A 16889-nucleotide genomic window follows, 5' to 3' on the forward strand; every position below is an offset into this window, starting at 1 on the left:
GGGGTGGGGTGAGCGGCGACGTCAGAGCAGCCGCCACAGATGGTCGGCCGTTCCGTTGTCGTCGTACTGGACGACATGGGCGCTGTCGGCCGTGGACATCCGGTCCACGCCGAGCACCTTGTCCGAATTCCGGTTGCGGACGCGGTACCAGCCGCCCCCGTCCGGGACGAGCTGCCAGAGGTGGTCGGCGGTGTCGTTGTCGTCGAACTGCACGACGTGCGCGCTGTTCGCGGTGGACATCAGGTCGACGCCCAGGACCTTGCCGGAGTGCCGGTTGCGGATCCGGTACCAGCCGTCGCCGTTGGCCACCAGCCGCCAGAGGTGGTCGGCCGTCCCCGTGTCGCCGAACTGGACGACGTGGGCGCTGTTGGCGGTGGACATGCCGTCGACGGCGAGCACCTTGCCGGAGTGCCGGTTGGCGATCCGGTACCAGCGGTCCGCCAGCCATGGTTCCGCTTCCGGGGCGGCCATCGGGAAGGACGTGATCCGCAGCCGCGCCGCACCCATCGGGATGAGCGTGACCTCCTCGACCGGCTCGGTGGAGCGCGCCGGGCTCGGCTGGAGGGGCGCGACCACGTGCTCGTCGTCCGCCGTCCACTCCGGGATGCGGCGGGCCCGGGCGGTCATCGTGAGCGGGGTTCCGGTATGGGTGAACGGGTTGTCGCCGGGGGCGCGGCCCGTGGAGCGGGGGCGCAGGTCCGCGGTGGGGCGGGCGGGATCCAGGACGAGGCCGTAGTTCCAGGGGCTCGTGGCGTGGACCGCGTACTCCGGGAACGTATCGCTGCCGCCGATCCGTTCGTACCGCTCCCCGATCCGGAGCGAGTACGTCAGCGGCCCGTGGTCCACGCTGACGGAGCGGTGGTTCTCCGCCCAGGTCCGTACGGCGGTCCGCTGCGGCAGTCGCAGGGTGACCCGGTCGCCGCTCGCCCAGGCCCGGTCGATCCGGGTGAAGGCCGGGCCGGCGGGGGCGGTGACCCGTCGGCCGTTGACCCGGATCTCGGGGTCCGTGCACCAGGCGGGGACGCGCAGGACGAGCGGGAAGCGCAGGGGTTTCGGGGTGGTGAGGGAGAGTGTGACCGTGTCCGTGAAGGGGTAGCCGGTCTCCTCGGTGAACGTCACCTCGGTGCCGTCCGCGACCTTCGCCGTCACCTGGCTCGGCGCGTACATCGCCGCCGCGAGCCCGCCGTCCGGGGTGGCGAGCCACAGCTCCTCGGTGAAGTAGGGCCAGCCCATACCGTAGTTGTGCGGGCAGCAGCGGTACTGGTCCACGCCCGGTAGGTACGCCAGCATCGCGAACGGGTTCTGGAACTGGCGGTCGCGCTTGGGCTCGTCGTCCAGGTCCACGCTGTTGGCGCAGGTGATGTAGTGGACCGCCTTGCCCGAGGGGTCGAGCGACGCGGGAAGCGAGTTGAACGCCAGCTCCTCGCACCGGTCCGCCCAGAGCGGGTCCCCGGTGATCCGGGTGAGCAGCTGGTGGCTCGCCATGAACTCGACGATCCCGCAGGTCTCGAACCCCTGGCGGGGGTCGCCGTGGCCGGGCCGGGCGTTCTCGTCCCCGGCGAACCCGCCGCCGGGGAACTGCCCGTAGGCGTCCATGGCCTTCGCGTACGTGCCGTAGGTGTTGCGGGTGTCGGTGGCCGAGCCGCTGCGCAGCGCGAACTGGGCCGGTTCGCGAAAGCCCTGGGCGATGTTGACGTTGTGCGGGTTGACCAGGTTGTCGCCCCAATTCGCCCCGTAACGGTGGATCTTGTCGACGAGGTCCATGAGGAAGGCGTCGCCCGTGCGGTTGTAGAGCCACATGGCGCTGTCCAGGCCGTCTCCCCAACGCAGAGCGATCCAGCTGGTGTTGAAGGCGCCGGGGCCCTGCGCGTTCATATAGCGGAAGAAGCGGCTGAGGAACGGGATGATCCGGGTGTCTCCGCTGTACTCCTGCCAGGAGCGCATCGCCTGGATCAGCGGCAGGAACGGCCAGAAGTCGGGGCCGCCGTTGAGCGAGGTCCGCAGCGCCTTGGGGCCGAAGAAGCCGTCGCTCTGCCCGGTGGCGAGGATCGCGTCCATCCAGCGGCGGGTGGTGGCCAGCGCGGCCGCGTCCCCGGTGACGATCGCGAGATCGGCGTATCCGCGCAGCCAGTACGGGACTTCCTCCCAGCCGCCACGGTCGGGGCGGACCCAGCCGGTCGCCGTGAAGTCCAGGAAGTGCGAGAGCTCCTCGTACCGGCCGCACAGCCCCTCCAGCTGGAGCTTCAACTGACCGGCCAGCCAGCCGCGCGCCTTCACCTTGCCCGGCGGGAGCTTGAGGAAAGCGGTGGGGTGCAGCGGCGCGGCGTTGGGGGAGTAGTGGCCGCCGGGCTCGGCCGCCACCCGGTGACGGTGGGGCGTCGCGGCGGTCGCCCACCGGCTCGATGCGCCGGTGGCGACGGCGGTGGCCACGGCGGTGGTGATGAGCTGCCTGCGGTTCAGGGGCATCGGTACGGCTCCTGCTCTGAGCCGGGGACCGCCTGAGCTGCGGACCGGCTCGGTGGGGGTGGTGGCCACGCGCGGTGCGGCGCGCGTGGCTGGTGCAGGGCGTGGTGCGGGTGCGCGGGCTGGTGCAGGGCGTGGTGCGAATGCGCGGGCTGGTGCGCGAGCCTGGTGCGGGGGCCTGGTGCGGAGGCCGCCCGGCCGGGGGAGCGGCGGGGCGGCCGGTCGGGCGCATGCTGAAGATCGCCGTCGCCCGGGCTTCCCGGCGAACGGCTCCGTTCTTGCAACGTTGGAAATGCGGCGTCCGGCGGTATGACAGCACGGCGCCGGGCGGCTGTCCAGAGGGTGCGCAGGAGTCGTTGCCGTACGGCGGGCCGCTGCGCGCACCCGCACTCCATCCGGTCGCCGACACATTTTGGAAACGCATCGACCCTGCTCTTGCCGCCCGTGCCGCACCGCATATATAACGTTGTAAACCGAGCCGCCGACAGCCCGAGCAGGCCCTCGTGACCACTGTTCCCGCACGTCGGAGCAGGGCTCTGAGGAGTGCAGTGGCATCAGCCGCCGAGCGGCCCATGCCTCGTCCCGCCATGCCCGACCGCACGCCGATGCGCGTGCCGTCAACCCGCCAAGGAGCGTTCCGCGCATGATGATCCAGCGTCGACCCCGTACCCTCGCCGTGGCCTGCCTCCTCGCCGCCACCGCCACGCTGGCCGCCGCCGGCTGTGCCAAGTCGGAGACCTCGAACACCGCGGGCGGCGACAGCAGCCAGGGTGCCCAGGAAGCCAAGTCCCCCGACTCCACCTCCGGTTCGGGCTGCTCGCTGGAGACCTACGGCGCGCCGAAGCTGGACCTGAAGAACGCCGTGGTCGGCTTCTCCCAGTCGGAGAAGGAGGCCAACCCGTTCCGCATCGCCGAGACCCAGTCCATCAAGGACGAGGCGAAGAAGATCGGCGTCAAGAAGCTCCTCACCACCAACGCCCAGTCCCAGCTGTCCAAGCAGATCAGCGACATCCAGGACATGCTGTCGCAGGGTGCCCAGTTCCTCATCGTCGCGCCGCTCAACTCCGACGGTCTGGAGCCCGCGTTGAAGGCGGCGGCGGCCAAGAAGGTCCCCGTCCTCACCATCGACCGCAAGGTCAACTCCACCGCCTGCAAGGACTATGTGGCCTTCCTCGGCTCCGACTTCGTCGAGCAGGGCAAGCGCGCCGCCGACGCGATGATCAAGGTCACCGGCGGCAAGGGCAAGGTGGCGATCCTGCTCGGTGCCTCCGGCAACAACGTCACCACCGACCGCACCAAGGGCTTCGTCGACCAGGTGAAGGCCGAGGCGCCCGGCCTGGAGATCGTCGCCCAGCAGACCGGCGAGTTCGCCCGCGACAAGGGCCAGCAGGTCATGGAGCAGCTCATTCAGTCCAAGCCCGACATCACCGCCGTCTACGCGGAGAACGACGAGATGGGCCTCGGCGCCCTCACCGCGATCAAGGCCGCCGGGAAGAAGCCCGGCAAGGACGTCAAGATCGTCTCGGTCGACGGCACCCGCAACGCCGTCCAGGCCCTGGTCAACGGCGAGTACAACGCGGTCATCGAGTCCAACCCGCGCTTCGGCCCGCTCGCCTTCGCCACCGCGCAGAAGTTCTACGCCGGTGAGGAGATCCCGGAGAACGTGATCATCACCGACCGGGAGTACGACGAGGCCAACGCCAAGGACTCGCTCGGCGGAGCGTACTGACCCGACCGGACGGCCGGCCGCTGTGAAGCCCTTCGCGCTCACGGCGGCCCGGCCCCATTCCCGTAACACCGGAAGGCCAGGATCCATGGCACCCACCGAAGCGACACCCCAGCACGCGGAGACCGCCGTGGCGGATGCCGTGCTCGAAGCCCGCTCGGTCAGCAAGCGGTTCCCCGGCGTCGTCGCCCTGGACGACGTCTCCTTCTCGCTGCGCGCCGGGGAGACCCACGCGCTCGTCGGCGAGAACGGGGCCGGCAAGTCCACCCTCATCAAGGTGCTGACCGGCGTCTACCGGAGCGACGACGGCGAGGTACGGGTGGCGGGCGCGCCCGTCAGCTTCTCCCGGCCCTTCGAGGCACAGCAGGCCGGGATCTCCACCATCTACCAGGAGGTCAACCTCGTCCCGCTGATGAGCGTGGCGCGGAACATCTTCCTGGGCCGCGAGCCGAAGAACCGTTTCGGCCTCATCGACTTCGGCCGGATGAACCGCGAGACCACCGAACTCCTCGACGGCTTCGGCGTCCGCGTCGACCCCAAACGCCCCCTGCACACTCTCGGCATCGGCACCCAGCAGATGGTCGCCCTCGCCCGCGCCGTCTCCGTGCAGGCCCAGGTCGTCATCATGGACGAACCCACCTCGTCCCTGGAGCCCCGCGAGGTCGAGACCCTCTTCCGGGTCATCGAGAACCTCCGCGGCCAAGGCATCGCCGTCCTCTACGTCAGCCACCGCATGGACGAGCTCTACCGCATCTGCGACCGGGTCACCGTCCTGCGCGACGGCCGCCACATCCACACCGGCGACCTGGCCGACCTGGACCGGATGCGGCTCGTCTCGATGATGCTCGGCCGCGACCTCGCCGAGGTCCGCCGCGAGGGCCTCACCAGCTTCGACGCCGCCGGCCACGAGGTGGCCCGTACGCCCGTCCTCACCGCCACCGGCCTCGACCGCCGCCACCAACTACACGACATATCACTCCAGTTGTACGGGGGTGAGGTGCTGGGACTCGGCGGGCTGCTGGGCTCCGGCCGCAGCGAGACCGCCAAGGCGCTGACCGGCGCGCTGCCCCTGGACGGTGGCGAGATCACCGTCGACGGCGAGCGCATCGGCCGCCCCACCCCGGCCGCCGCGATCCGCGCGGGCATCAGCATGCTGCCCGAGGACCGCAAGGCGGAGGGGATCATCCCGCAGCTCTCCGTACGCGAGAACATCGTGCTCGCCGCGATGCCCCGGCTCTCCCGGGCCGGGATCGTCTCCCGCGAACGGCAGGACCGCATCGTCGACATCTTCATGGAGCGGCTGCGCATCAAGGCCTCCAGCCCCGAGCAGAAGGTCGGCGAACTCTCCGGCGGCAACCAGCAGAAGGTGCTGCTCGCCCGCTGGCTCTGCCTGGAACCCAAGGTGCTGCTCCTGGACGAGCCGACCCGGGGCATCGACGTCGGCGCCAAGGCCGAGGTGCAGGGCCTCATCGACGACCTCGCGCGCGAAGGCCTCGCCGTCCTGCTGATCTCCTCCGACATCGAGGAGCTGATCGAGGGCGCGGACCGCATCGTCGTCCTGCGCGGCGGTTCCGTCGCCGGTGAACTCGCCGGTGACGAGGTGGCGGAGAGCCGCCTCCTCGAAGTGCTCGCCGACCACACGCCCGCCGCCGTGCTCCCGGACAACAGGCCCGCGTCCGTGCTCCCGGACCACACGCCCGCCGCCAAGCCTGCCGACCACACGCCCGAAACCGGCCGGAAGGCCCCGGCGGCCGGCCAGGAGGACCCCCGATGACCACCCAGGCCACCCTGCCACGCCCCGCGAAGCCGCTGGCCCGGCTGCGCGACCCCGCCTGGTACCAGGAGTACGGCGTGTACGCGGCCGTCGCCGTCGTCCTGCTCTTCAACGCCCTCTTCACCGAGCACTTCCTGACGGCCGACAACCTGCGCACCCAGCTCGTCCAGGTCGCCCCCATCGTGATCGTCGCGCTCGGCATGGCCCTGGTCATCGGCACCGAGGGCATCGACCTCTCCGTCGGCTCCACGATGGCGCTCGCCGCCGCCCTGCTGCCGCTCTACCTCGGTTACGGACTGGTGCCCGCGCTCCTGATCGCCCTGCTGGCCGGAGCGGTCGTCGGCGCGGTCAACGGGACGCTCGTCTCGCTCGTCGGGCTGCAACCCATCGTTGCGACCCTCGCCCTGTTCGTCGGCGGCCGGGGCCTGGCCCTGGTGATGGCGGACGGTCAGCTCAAGCAGATCGTCAACCCCGACATCCTGGCGCTCGGCACCGGCTCCTTCCTCGGCATCCCGCTCGTCGTCCTCATCGCGGGCGTGCTCGCCCTGGCCGTCGCCTTCCTGGTGCAGCGCACCACCTTCGGCCGCCAGATCGTCGCCATCGGTGGCAACCGACCGGCAGCCGCCCTGTCCGGGCTGCCCGTCAAGCGTGTCCTGATCGGCGTCTACATCCTCTGCGGCACGATGGCCGCGCTCGCCGGGATCCTCGCCACCGCCCGGCTCACCGCCAGCGACCCGTCCTCGCTCGGCACCCTCATGGAGCTCTCCGCCATCACCGCCGTCGTCGTCGGCGGCACCCCGCTCAACGGCGGCTCCATCCGGGTGCTCGGCACCGTCGCGGGCGCCCTGCTGATGCAGCTGCTGCGCGCCACCCTCGTCAAGCACGACCTGCCCGACTCCACCGCACAGATCGCCCAGGCGGCCATCATCATCGCCGCTGTCTACGTCGCCCGGGAGCGTCGGTCCCGATGAAGAACTCCACCTCCGCCGCCCCGGCCCCCCAGGTGCCGGCGCCGCTCAAGAACGCCCCCTCGCGCACCGAACCCCGGCCCGAGCGCTCCACCGGCTCCCGTATCGGCGAACTCGTCCAGCGCCAGGGCGTCCTCGCGGTCCTGCTGACCGTGATCCTCATCGCCTCGTTCGTCTATCCGACCTTCGCCAGCCTCGACAACGCCCGGGGCGTCACCGTCCAGGCCTCCTTCCTCGCGATCGTCGCCCTCGGTATGACCCTGGTCATCATCACCGGCGGCATCGACCTGTCCGTCGGCTCCGTCTTCGCGCTCGGGGGTGTTCTTGCCGCCTGGGCCTCGCAGTGGGGCTTCCTCGCCGCCCTGCTCGTCCCCCTGGTGGTCTGCGGGGCGATCGGCCTGGTCAACGGCCTCCTCATCGCCCGCGCGAACATGGCGCCCTTCATCGTCACGCTCGCCTCACTCCTCGCGGCGCGCGGCATCCTGCTCGCCTTCACCGACGAGGGCGCCACCACCTACCTGGTCCCCAAGGACTCCGCCTTCGCCGAACTCGGTCAGGGCAGCGTCTGGGGCTTCGGCTACCCGATCCTCATCGCCCTCGTCCTCTTCGGGGCCGGCGGACTGCTGCTCCAGCGGACCTCGTTCGGGCAGACCCTGTTCGCCGTCGGCGGCAGCAGCGACGCGGCCACCCTGATGGGCCTGCCCGTCGCCCGTACGAAGATCCTCGTCTACACGCTCAGCGGTCTGCTCGCCGGACTCGCCGGTGCGCTCAACGCCGCTCGCCTCTCCTCCGGCGTCACCATCGTCGGCGTCGGCATGGAGCTGGACGCGATCTCCGCCGTCGTCATCGGCGGCACGCTCCTCATCGGCGGCGCCGGATCGATCAGCGGCACCCTCTGGGGCGTCCTGCTGCTCGCCGTGATCCAGAACCTCATCAACCAGATCGGCTCGCTCAACTCCTCGTACCAGTCGGTGGTCAGCGGCGGCTTCCTTATCGTTGTCGTGGTGGCGCAGCGTTACCTCGCGCGCAGCCGGAGAACCACCTGAACTGGACGGGACCGTACGGACCGGGGCAGGGACGAGTCGAACCGAGTACAAGGAGTGCCGTGGGCGTCAGCCTCAAGGACGTGGCTCAACGGGCGGGCGTGTCCATCAAGACCGTGTCGAACGTGGTCAACAACTACCAGCACGTCACCCCCAAGATGCGCGCCAAGGTGCAGCAGGCCATCGACGAGCTCGGCTACCGGCCGAACCTCACCGCCCGCCACCTCCGCAAGGGCCGCACCGGCATCATCGCGCTGGCCGTCCCCGAGTTCGGCAACCCGTACTTCGCGGAGCTCGCCGGTGAGGTCGTCGACGCCGCCGCCCGGCACGACTACACGGTGCTGGTCGACCACACCGGGGGCCTGCGCGAGAAGGAGCTGCTGGTCAGCCAGGGGTTCCGGTCCCATGTCATCGACGGGCTCATCCTCAGCCCCATCCACCTGGAGACCGAGGACCTGATGGCCCGTACGGAGACGGCACCGCTGGTGCTGCTGGGGGAGCGGGAGTACGAGGCCCCCTACGACCACATCGCCATCGACAACGTGGCCGCCGCCCGCGAGGCCGTCGCCCACCTCATCGCCCTCGGCCACCGCCGGATCGCCTTCCTCGGCTCCCGTACCGGCCAGGAACGCCAGCCCGCCCACCTGCGGCTGCGCGGCTGGCGCGAGGAGCTGGTTGCCTCCGGCATCACCCCCGACGAGTCCCTCGTCGTCGTCACCGACGGGTACGGGAGGGACGACGGCGCCGCCGCCATGGCCTCGCTCCTCGACCGGGGCGAGCAACCCGACGCCGTCTTCGCGTACAACGACATGATCGCCATCGGCGCCATGCGCACCATCACCGAGCGCGGCCTCACCATCCCGGGCGACATCGCCGTCGTCGGCTTCGACGACATCGAGGAGAGCCGATACGGGACCACCACCCTCACCACCATCGCCCCGGACAAGGCGGCCATCGCCCGGCTCGCCGTCGACAGCCTCGTCGAACGCCTCGCCGGAACCCCGGTCGCCGAACCCCGGCGGCCCCGCCCCGGCTACCGCCTCGTCGTCCGCGAATCCACCGCGCCCCGCCCGTCCCGCTAGGGGGTGTCTTGCCGATCACGCCGGGCTCGCGGGGCCTGGCACCGCACCTCGCGGCGTTGTCGTCGGTCACCGACGCTCCGCGTCGACTCCCTCCTCCGCCTTGCGATGCACGGCACCAGACCCCGCTCCCTGATCCGGCCTGACCGACAAGACACCCCCTAGACCCGCCCGTCCCGCCAGCCGTCGTCCGCACCCCCCCAAGGACTCCTCATGCCCACCGTGCACCGCAAACCGTTCGGCCACGCCCCCGGGCAGGGCGAGACCGACCTCTGGACCCTCGAATCGGGCACCGGGGTACGGGCCGAGATCCTCACCTACGGCGGTGTCCTGCACAGCCTCACCGTGCCGGACACCGCCGGCACCCCGGGGCCCGTCGTCCGCTCGCTGCCCGCCCTCGACGACTACACCGACAAGAACCCCTACTTCGGGGCCATCGTCGGCCGGTACGCCAACCGCATCGCCCACGGCCGCTTCACCCTCGACGGCACCACGCACCACATCCCCGCCAACGACCGGGGCCACGCCCTGCACGGCGGCCCGGACGGCTTCCACACCCGGGTCTGGGAGGCGGAGGCCGACCGTACGGACTCCGCCGCCGTCCTCCGCCTCACCCTGCACAGCCCCGACGGCGACATGGGTTTCCCCGGAGCGCTCGACATCACCGCCACCTACACCCTGGACACCACCGGCACGCTCGCCCTGGAGTACACGGCCGTCACCGACCGGCCCACCGTCGTCAACCTCACCAACCACGCCTACCTCAACCTCGGCGCCGACGACATCCTCGGCCACACCCTCCAGGTCGACGCCGACCACTACCTCCCCGTCGACGCCACCTCCATCCCGGAGGGCCCTCCGGCCCAGGTGGCCGGCACGCCGTTCGACCTCACCACCCCGCAGCCGATCCGGAGCGCCCTCTCCCGCTCCCACCCCCAACTCGCCCTGGCCGGCGGCTTCGACCACTGCTGGGTGCTCCGCGACCCGGCCCCCGGCACCCTCCGCCGCGCCGCCCGCCTCACCGCCCCCGGCGACCGGCGCACCCTGGAGCTCTGGACCACCGAACCGGGGGTCCAGGTCTACACCGCCAACCAGCTCGACGGCGCGTTCACCGACGGCACCGGCCGCCGCCACGAGCGCCACGGATCGCTCTGCCTGGAGACCCAGCACCTCCCCGACTCACCCAACCGCCCCGCCCACCCCAGCACGGTGCTCCGCCCCGGTGAAACCCTGCGCAGCCGTACCGAATGGCGCTTTCCGCACCTGGGCTCCCAAGAAAACCGGTTGCGGCCTTCCACCGCCCCCTGATCTACTCCCCGCAAGCCACCAGGACGACCCAGGAGTTCTCTGACCATGCGCCGAGCTTTCGTGTTCCTCCCGACAGAAACTGACCTTTCTCTCAAGGACATGAAGCTTCTTGCATACGTTGAACCTGGGAATTCTGGCGCATGTCGACGCCGGTAAGACAAGCCTGACCGAGCGGCTCCTCCACACCGCCGGAGCCATCGACACCCTCGGCAGCGTCGACGACGGCAGCACACGGACGGACTCCCTCGCGCTGGAGCGCCGACGCGGCATCACCATCAAGTCGGCCGTCGTCTCCTTCGCCCTCGGCGCCACCACGGTCAATCTGATCGACACCCCCGGCCACCCGGACTTCATCGCCGAGGTGGAACGGGTCCTCGGCGTCCTCGACGGGGCCGTCCTCGTCGTCTCCGCGGTGGAGGGCGTCCAGGCCCAGACCCGGGTCCTGCTGCGGACCCTGCGACGGCTGCGCATCCCGACCCTGCTGTTCGTCAACAAGACCGACCGCCCGGGCGCACGCTACGACTCGCTGCTGACGAGCATCACCGAACGGCTCTCCCCGGACACCGTGGCCATGGGCTCGACCCGGCACCTCGGCACCCGGTCCGCTTCCACCACGCCGTTCACCGGGTCCGACCCCGGCTTCACCGGCGCGCTCACCGACCTGCTGACCCGCCACGACGACGAACTGCTGACCGCGTACGTCGACGACCCGGCGGCCCTCACCCACGCCCGGCTCCTGGAAGCCCTGGCCGAGCAGACCGCCCGGTGCCGCGTCCACCCGGTCTTCTTCGGATCCGCCGCCACCGGCGCGGGCATCGACGCCCTGGCCGACGGCATCACCGCCCTGCTGCCCGCCGCCGCGGGGGACGCGGAGGCGCCGGCCCGGGGCACGGTGTTCAAGGTCGACCGGACCGCCAACGGCGAGCGGACCGCGTACGTCCGCATGGTCGAAGGCACCGTGCGCGCCCGCGAGGTGCTGCGCTTCCGCAGCCCGGACGGCCGGGAGGGAGAGGGCAAGGTCTCGGCGGTCACCGTCTTCGAGGACGGCGGTGAAGTGCCGGCCCCCGCTGTCGGCGCCGGCCGGATCGCCAGGCTGAAGGGGCTGGCCGGCATCCGCATCGGCGACAGCGTGGGGGAGGCGCGGGCGGAGGCCGGGCGCCGCCACTTCGCCCCGCCGACCCTGGAGACGGTCGTCGTCCCCGTGCGGCCGGAGGACCGCGGCGCCCTGCACATCGCCCTCGGCCGCCTCGCCGAACAGGACCCGCTGATCGCCGTCCGCCGCGACGACCTCCGTCAGGAGGTGTCCCTCTCGCTCTACGGGGAGGTGCAGAAGGAGGTCATCCAGGCGACCCTGGCCGATGAGTTCGGGGTCGACGTCACCTTCCGTGGGACCACGACGATCTGCCTGGAACGGCCGGCCGGTACGGGGGCGGCCGTCGAGATCATCGACACGGACCCCAACCCCTTCCTCGCCACCGTCGGCCTGCGCGTCGACCCGGCCCCGTACGGCAGCGGGGTGGAATTCCGCCGAGAAGTGGAACTCGGCTCCATGCCCTATTCCTTGATGCGGGCGGTGGAGGAAACCGTGCTGTCAACTCTGACCCAGGGAATTCACGGCTGGCAGGTGACCGATTGCGTCGTCACCCAGACGCATTCCGGCTACTGGCCCCGGCAGAGCCATTCCCACGGCACGTTCGACAAAAGCATGTCGAGCACGGCGGGCGATTTCCGCCATCTGACCCCGCTGGTCCTGATGGACGCGCTGCGCCGGGCCGGGACCCAGGTGTACGAGCCGATGCACCGCTTCCGCCTGGAGCTGCCCACCGACACCTTCGGCGCCCTGGTCCCGGTCCTCGCCCGGCTGCGCGCCGTGCCCGGGCCGCCCGGGATGCGCGGGCCGCTCTGCACCCTGGAGGGTGAGCTCCCGGCGGCCCGGGTCCACGAACTCCAGCAGCTGCTCCCGGGGTTGACCCGGGGCGAGGGGATGCTGGAGTCGGCTTTCGACGGCCACCGCCCGGTGACCGGCCCGGTCCCGGAACGGCCGCGCACCGACCACGACCCGCTGCACCGCAAGGAGTACCTGCTGCGCACGGTGCGGCGGGTCGCCGGTTGAGGCCGCTACTTCAGGTACGGGCCCGCCGCGCCGATCTTCCCGGGCGCGGCGTTCTTCCCGCCGAGGTCCAGGACGTACACGCGCAGGTTCCCCTTCCCGGGCGCCGGGACCGCGAGCGTGCCCCCGCTCACCACCTTGGTGTCACCGGTCACGGCGTCCTTGTAGGTGCCGTTCGGGATGCCGGTGTACGTGGCACTCCCGGAGACCGTCACCAGGGCGAAGCTGTCGGTGCCGCTCGCCGCGTCGGTGTAGCGCCGCTTGTACGCCATGGAGCCGCTGATGCCCTCCGTGGAGTACTGGCCCAGCTGGAGGGCGGGTACCGCCCGCCGGATCTCGTTGAGCCGCTGGAGGTGCCGGGCCAGCGGCGCGGCCAGGGTGTCGGCGACCTTGCCGGTGGCCGAGGACACCTTCCCGAAGTCCGATGCCGTCACCTCGCCGGCCAGCTGGTCCCCGAAGTAGGCCCGCCCGGTCGAGGCCAGCGGGCAGCGGGGCCCGCAGTCGATCTGCTTCCCCTTCTGGAACTCGATCTCGGAGCCGTAGTAGAGCGTCGGGATGCCCCGGAAGGTCCACATCAGCGACATGTTCTCCGCCCACGCGTCTGTTCCGCCCGTGTACCGCTCGCTGCTCTTGTTGGGCCCGTAGTCGTGGCTGTCGACGTACACCACGTTGTAGGTGGCGTCGTTGTAGCTGTCGTCGGAGTCCTTGCCGTTGTGGAAGGCGTTGTTCGCGTCACCGAAGTTCATGTGCATCCGCATGTCGATGACGTTCATCCCGGAGAACCGGCTGCGGTCCGGTGCGTGGTAGGCGTTGCCCTTGAGGAACGCGTTGTCGGAGACGGGCTGGGACCCCGTGCCCTGCTGCTGCTCGTAGTCGTACATCTCCAGGGCGGCCTTCTCGTCGTCCGCGCTGTACTCCTTGCGCTCCTTCCAGGTGAAGAACTGCGCGGAGTGGTTGACCGAACCGCGGTTCCACTTGTCGTTGACGAAGGCGGCGACCTCGCCGAAGACGAAGAAGTTCTTGGCCGCCTCGGCGCCGAACTTCTGCGTGACCCGTTCCTGGATCGCGGGCAGGAAACGGCGGTTCCAGGTGGTGCGGGGGATGTGCACCGCCGTGTCGAGCCGGAAGCCGTCGACGCCCATGTCGATGTACTTGTTGTAGGCGCCGATCAGATAGTTCTGCACCTGGGCGTTCTCGGTGTTGAAGTCGGCGAGGTCGTCGTGGAGCCAGCAGGAGCGGGAGTCCTCGCCCTCCCAGTTGCCGATCCAGCAGTTGTGGTAGAGCGCCTTGGGGAACATACCCGAAGTGGGGCTCGGCCACTGGCAGTTGTAGATCCGGTAGCCCTCCGGTGAGGTGTGCCCGGTGGGTGTGCCCCAGCCCACGCAGGTGTTGCCGGTGGGCTCGGCCGTGGACCACAGGTCGCCGTTGTAGTACGACTTCCCCGACTTGGGCTCGACGGTGAGCCCGTCGTAGGTGAAGCCGTCGTTCCTCTCGTCGTAGTACCAGCTCCACTGGGTGTCGCGGACGCCGTAGGCCTTCGGGGTGAACAGGCCCTTGGCGCCCCAGCGCGAGGAGTGGTTGTGGATGACGTCCTGGTAGATCTTCATGCCCTTGGCGTGGGCGGCGTTGATGAGGTCCTGGTACGAGGCGCCGGCGGACTCCAGGCGTGGGTCGACCCTGTAGAAGTCGTAGCCGTGGTAACCGTGGTAGTCGTAGTCCGAGCGGTTGAGGACGACCGGGGTGACCCAGATCGCGGAGAAGCCGAGCCCCTTGATGTAGTCGAGCTTCTGCACCAGCCCTTTGAAGTCCCCCCGGAACATGGGGTCGTTGTTGGCCGCGTTGCCGGACTTCTCGTGCTGGCTGCCGCCCCGGTTGTTCGTGGGGTCGCCGTCGTTGAAGCGGGCGGTCAGCACGAAGTAGATCGGGTCCTTGCGGGGATCGGTGCCCAGCGGTGTGCCGGTCGCCGGGGCGGTGGGCTTCTCGCCGGTGGTGGCGGTGGCCGCCGCGGACTCGGCCGACACGTTCCCGGCGGCGTCGACGGCCCGCACGGTGTAGCGGTAGGCGGTCTTCGCCTCAAGTCCGGTGTCGGCAAAGACGGTGGAGCCGACATCGGTGACGAAGGTGCCCTTCGTGCCGCCCGTCCGGGTGACCTGATACTTCGTCACGCCCCGGTCGTCGGTGGAGGGTTCCCAGCTCACCAGGACGGACACCCCGTCGGCCGCGGCCTTCACCGCGGTGGGCACGGAGGGCGCCTCGGTGTCCGGCTCCTCGGCGGCGCAGGGGTCCTTCGCCGTGGCGGTCACCTTGCGGTCCTTCACGGTGGTGAGCCCGGCCGGGAGGGTGTAGTCGCTGCCGTTGTTGTTGTCCCAGACCCCGTTGCCGTTGTTGAACGTGGCCTGGAGGCCGGTGGCGCTGCCCAGGTCCACGGTCCGCCGCACCCAGCCGGTGCAAGCCGCCTCCATGCCGACACCCGGAACCGCCGTCCAGGCTCCGCCGTGCGGGCGGTAGTGCAGGTTGACGGTGGACCAGCCGACGGTGGACGTCGCGTAGTAGACGGACGCGGTGTTCGGCCCGCCGGGATCAGGCTCCTCCGGGTCCGTGCCCGCACACGGGTCGCTGTGCGCCACGACCCCGTCCTTGACGGTGATGTTCCCGGTGCCCAGGTCGTAGTTCTTGCCCGCGTTGTTGTCCCAGGTGCCCGAGCCGTTGTTGAAGGTGGCCTTCAGCCCGCTCGCACCGCCCAGGGGAACGGTCAGCTTGACCCAGTCGGTGCAGGCGGAGGCCATACGGGTGCCGGGCACGGCGGTCCAGGAGCCGCCGTCGGGGGCGTAATGCAGGTGGTACGCCGACCAGTTGCGGGTCTTCGTGGAGTAGAAGACGGTCGCCGTGGTCTCGGCGGCGGCGACGGGTGCGGTGGCCGGTTCGGCGACCGGAGGGGGAGCGGCTTCCGGTACGGCGGTGAGGAGTCCCAGCAGTCCGGCTGCCGCAACGGCCGCCGCGAGCGGGCGGCCGGGCAGTCGGCGGGAGGTGCGTCTCATACGTGTCTCCAGGGGAGGGGAGAACCCTGACGCGCCTCGGGGTTCGGCGAGGGGGAACACGGTCCGGCGGCAAGCTCTGCCGGAATGTTGCTGCAATCTCTTGCGCCGTGGAAGTTACCGGTGCATGACAGGCCCGTAAAGGGGTGCGGCAGAACCGGCTCACCGGAATGGACCACCGGGCGGGGGCGTTCGCACGGTCATGACCTTCTCCGTTGATGTGACCGTGCGCGGCTACGAGCTCGACACCCAGGGCCATCTGAACCAGGCCGTCTACCTCCAGTACGCGGAGCACGCCCGCTGGGAGCTGCTGCGGGCCGCCGGGCTCCCCCAGGAGAAGCTGCTGGCGGACGGCATCGGCCCGGTGCAGCTGGAGGTCACCGTGAAGTACCGCCGGGAGCTGCGGGGCGGCGAGAAGGTACGGGTCACCTGCCGTTTCGACTACGGCACGGGGAAGACGTTCACCCTGGCCCAGCAGGTCATCAACGAGGACGGCACGGTGGCCGCCGAGATCACCGGGGTGGCCGGCGTCCTCGACCTGACCGAACGCCGCCTCGTCCCGGACCCGCAGGGCCGCCTGGCCGCACTGGCGGGTAACCCGGACCTGCTGACCGGCTGAGCCGCCGAAATGGAGTGGACGCCCCTTGCCCGGTAGGCGGGGGCGTCCACGGTGCATCGAGGGCGGGGAAGGTCAGACGGGCGTGCCGACGACCAGGTGGTCGCCCGGGATACCGGCCTTGCCGGGGGCGTAGTAGTCCTTGATCCCGGCGACCCACGTCTCCACCCGGATGCGGTCCCCGTCGGTCGGCTCGAACGCGTCGAAGAGCGCGTCGATGTTGGCGGGCTCGAACCCGATCGCCGTCATCAGCGCCATGAACAGCGGCCGCTCGATCAGACCGTCGCCGTCCGGGTCGCCGAGCGCCGCGAGCGCCTCGGCGAACACGGCGATCGTCGCGTCGAACCGCTCCGGCGACAGCACACAGGCGGTGAACTCCTCGAAGCTGATCTCGCCGTCGCCGTTCTCGTCCAGCTCGGTGAGCAGGGTCGTCCAGTACCGCCGGAACGCTCCCCGCATCGCGTCCTTGGCCGCCTGGTCCGAGGCGTGCGCCTCACGTACGACGCGGTCGGCCATGATCTCGAAGTCGTCGGCCTCCAGGACCCCGTTGGCGTTGGCATCGAACAGGGAGAAGACGAGCGCGACCCGCCGGGTGGCCTCAGTGGTCATGAATCCGTCACCTTTCGCCGTACGGTCCCGCCGACCGGAGCCCCGGTCGGCCCACCCACTCTCCGGCCGGAGCGCGACTGGCACGGCGAAAGCCGTATCCCTTTCACCTGAAGGACGTAACCACCCTCGCGTAAACGTCGAGTTGAGGCAGACGGCGA

Annotated in this window: 11 protein-coding genes; 8 read left to right on the forward strand and 3 right to left on the reverse strand. The window is 70.5% G+C overall.

Going from position 1 to position 16889, the window contains the following annotated elements:
- Positions 1-21 precede the first annotated feature (21 nt).
- Positions 22-2466, reverse strand: a complete 2445-nt coding sequence (locus R2B67_RS34050; RefSeq protein WP_317824181.1) for an RICIN domain-containing protein — start codon at positions 2464-2466, stop codon at positions 22-24.
- 640 nt (positions 2467-3106) lie between these two features.
- Between R2B67_RS34050 and R2B67_RS34055 the strand changes: the two genes are divergently transcribed.
- The 7 genes from R2B67_RS34055 to R2B67_RS34085 all read left to right on the forward strand — a co-directional run bounded on the left by R2B67_RS34055 (position 3107) and on the right by R2B67_RS34085 (position 12474).
- Positions 3107-4192 carry an ABC transporter substrate-binding protein gene (locus R2B67_RS34055; RefSeq protein ID WP_018514882.1) on the forward strand — a complete coding sequence of 362 codons (1086 nt, stop codon included), beginning with the start codon at positions 3107-3109 and terminating at the stop codon, positions 4190-4192.
- An 85-nt stretch (positions 4193-4277) separates the two neighbouring features.
- A complete protein-coding gene (locus R2B67_RS34060; RefSeq protein ID WP_317824182.1) occupies positions 4278-5963 on the forward strand; it encodes a sugar ABC transporter ATP-binding protein in 1686 nt (561 codons plus the stop codon).
- Positions 5960-6934, forward strand: a complete 975-nt coding sequence (locus tag R2B67_RS34065; protein ID WP_317824183.1) for an ABC transporter permease — start codon at positions 5960-5962, stop codon at positions 6932-6934. Before R2B67_RS34060 ends, R2B67_RS34065 begins: the two co-directional genes overlap by 4 nt.
- Entirely contained in the window at positions 6931-7977 is a 1047-nt protein-coding gene (locus tag R2B67_RS34070; RefSeq protein ID WP_317824184.1) for an ABC transporter permease, read from the forward strand. The genes R2B67_RS34065 and R2B67_RS34070 overlap by 4 nt, the downstream gene beginning before the upstream one ends.
- Positions 7978-8036: 59 nt before the next feature.
- Positions 8037-9056: a LacI family DNA-binding transcriptional regulator gene (locus tag R2B67_RS34075; RefSeq protein WP_317824185.1), complete on the forward strand. Its 1020-nt coding sequence runs from the start codon at positions 8037-8039 to the stop codon at positions 9054-9056.
- A 210-nt stretch (positions 9057-9266) separates the two neighbouring features.
- Positions 9267-10361 (forward strand): aldose epimerase family protein, encoded by a 1095-nt coding sequence (locus tag R2B67_RS34080; RefSeq protein WP_317824187.1) that lies wholly within the window; start codon positions 9267-9269, stop codon positions 10359-10361.
- 109 nt (positions 10362-10470) lie between these two features.
- Positions 10471-12474 (forward strand): GTP-binding protein, encoded by a 2004-nt coding sequence (locus R2B67_RS34085; protein WP_317824188.1) that lies wholly within the window; start codon positions 10471-10473, stop codon positions 12472-12474.
- A 5-nt stretch (positions 12475-12479) separates the two neighbouring features.
- Here the strand turns inward: R2B67_RS34085 and R2B67_RS34090 are convergent, their stop codons facing one another.
- The gene (locus tag R2B67_RS34090; protein WP_317824191.1) at positions 12480-15509 is read right to left on the reverse strand and encodes a carbohydrate binding domain-containing protein; all 3030 of its coding nucleotides are present in this window, start codon (positions 15507-15509) and stop codon (positions 12480-12482) included.
- A 199-nt stretch (positions 15510-15708) separates the two neighbouring features.
- Between R2B67_RS34090 and R2B67_RS34095 the strand changes: the two genes are divergently transcribed.
- Positions 15709-16125, forward strand: coding sequence for an acyl-CoA thioesterase (locus R2B67_RS34095; protein WP_317824199.1), 417 nt, complete (start codon positions 15709-15711; stop codon positions 16123-16125).
- A gap of 72 nt (positions 16126-16197) precedes the next feature.
- On the opposite strand, the gene R2B67_RS34100 is transcribed toward R2B67_RS34095, so the two are convergent.
- Positions 16198-16731 carry an EF-hand domain-containing protein gene (locus tag R2B67_RS34100; protein WP_317824207.1) on the reverse strand — a complete coding sequence of 178 codons (534 nt, stop codon included), beginning with the start codon at positions 16729-16731 and terminating at the stop codon, positions 16198-16200.
- Between the last annotated feature and the right edge of the window lie 158 nt (positions 16732-16889).

The organism is Streptomyces cyaneofuscatus (assembly GCF_033109485.1).
Lineage (GTDB): Bacteria > Actinomycetota > Actinomycetes > Streptomycetales > Streptomycetaceae > Streptomyces > Streptomyces cyaneofuscatus.

Excerpts from the sequence above, each read along its gene's own strand:
- R2B67_RS34090 (WP_317824191.1), bottom strand. The coding sequence starts at position 15,509 with ATGAGACGCACCTCCCGCCGACTGCCCGGCCGCCCGCTCGCGGCGGCC.
- R2B67_RS34095 (WP_317824199.1), top strand. The coding sequence starts at position 15,709 with ATGACCTTCTCCGTTGATGTGACCGTGCGCGGCTACGAGCTCGACACC.
- R2B67_RS34100 (WP_317824207.1), bottom strand. The coding sequence starts at position 16,731 with ATGACCACTGAGGCCACCCGGCGGGTCGCGCTCGTCTTCTCCCTGTTC.
- R2B67_RS34080 (WP_317824187.1), top strand. The coding sequence starts at position 9,267 with ATGCCCACCGTGCACCGCAAACCGTTCGGCCACGCCCCCGGGCAGGGC.
- R2B67_RS34060 (WP_317824182.1), top strand. The coding sequence starts at position 4,278 with ATGGCACCCACCGAAGCGACACCCCAGCACGCGGAGACCGCCGTGGCG.
- R2B67_RS34050 (WP_317824181.1), bottom strand. The coding sequence starts at position 2,466 with ATGCCCCTGAACCGCAGGCAGCTCATCACCACCGCCGTGGCCACCGCC.
- R2B67_RS34065 (WP_317824183.1), top strand. The coding sequence starts at position 5,960 with ATGACCACCCAGGCCACCCTGCCACGCCCCGCGAAGCCGCTGGCCCGG.
- R2B67_RS34070 (WP_317824184.1), top strand. The coding sequence starts at position 6,931 with ATGAAGAACTCCACCTCCGCCGCCCCGGCCCCCCAGGTGCCGGCGCCG.
- R2B67_RS34055 (WP_018514882.1), top strand. The coding sequence starts at position 3,107 with ATGATGATCCAGCGTCGACCCCGTACCCTCGCCGTGGCCTGCCTCCTC.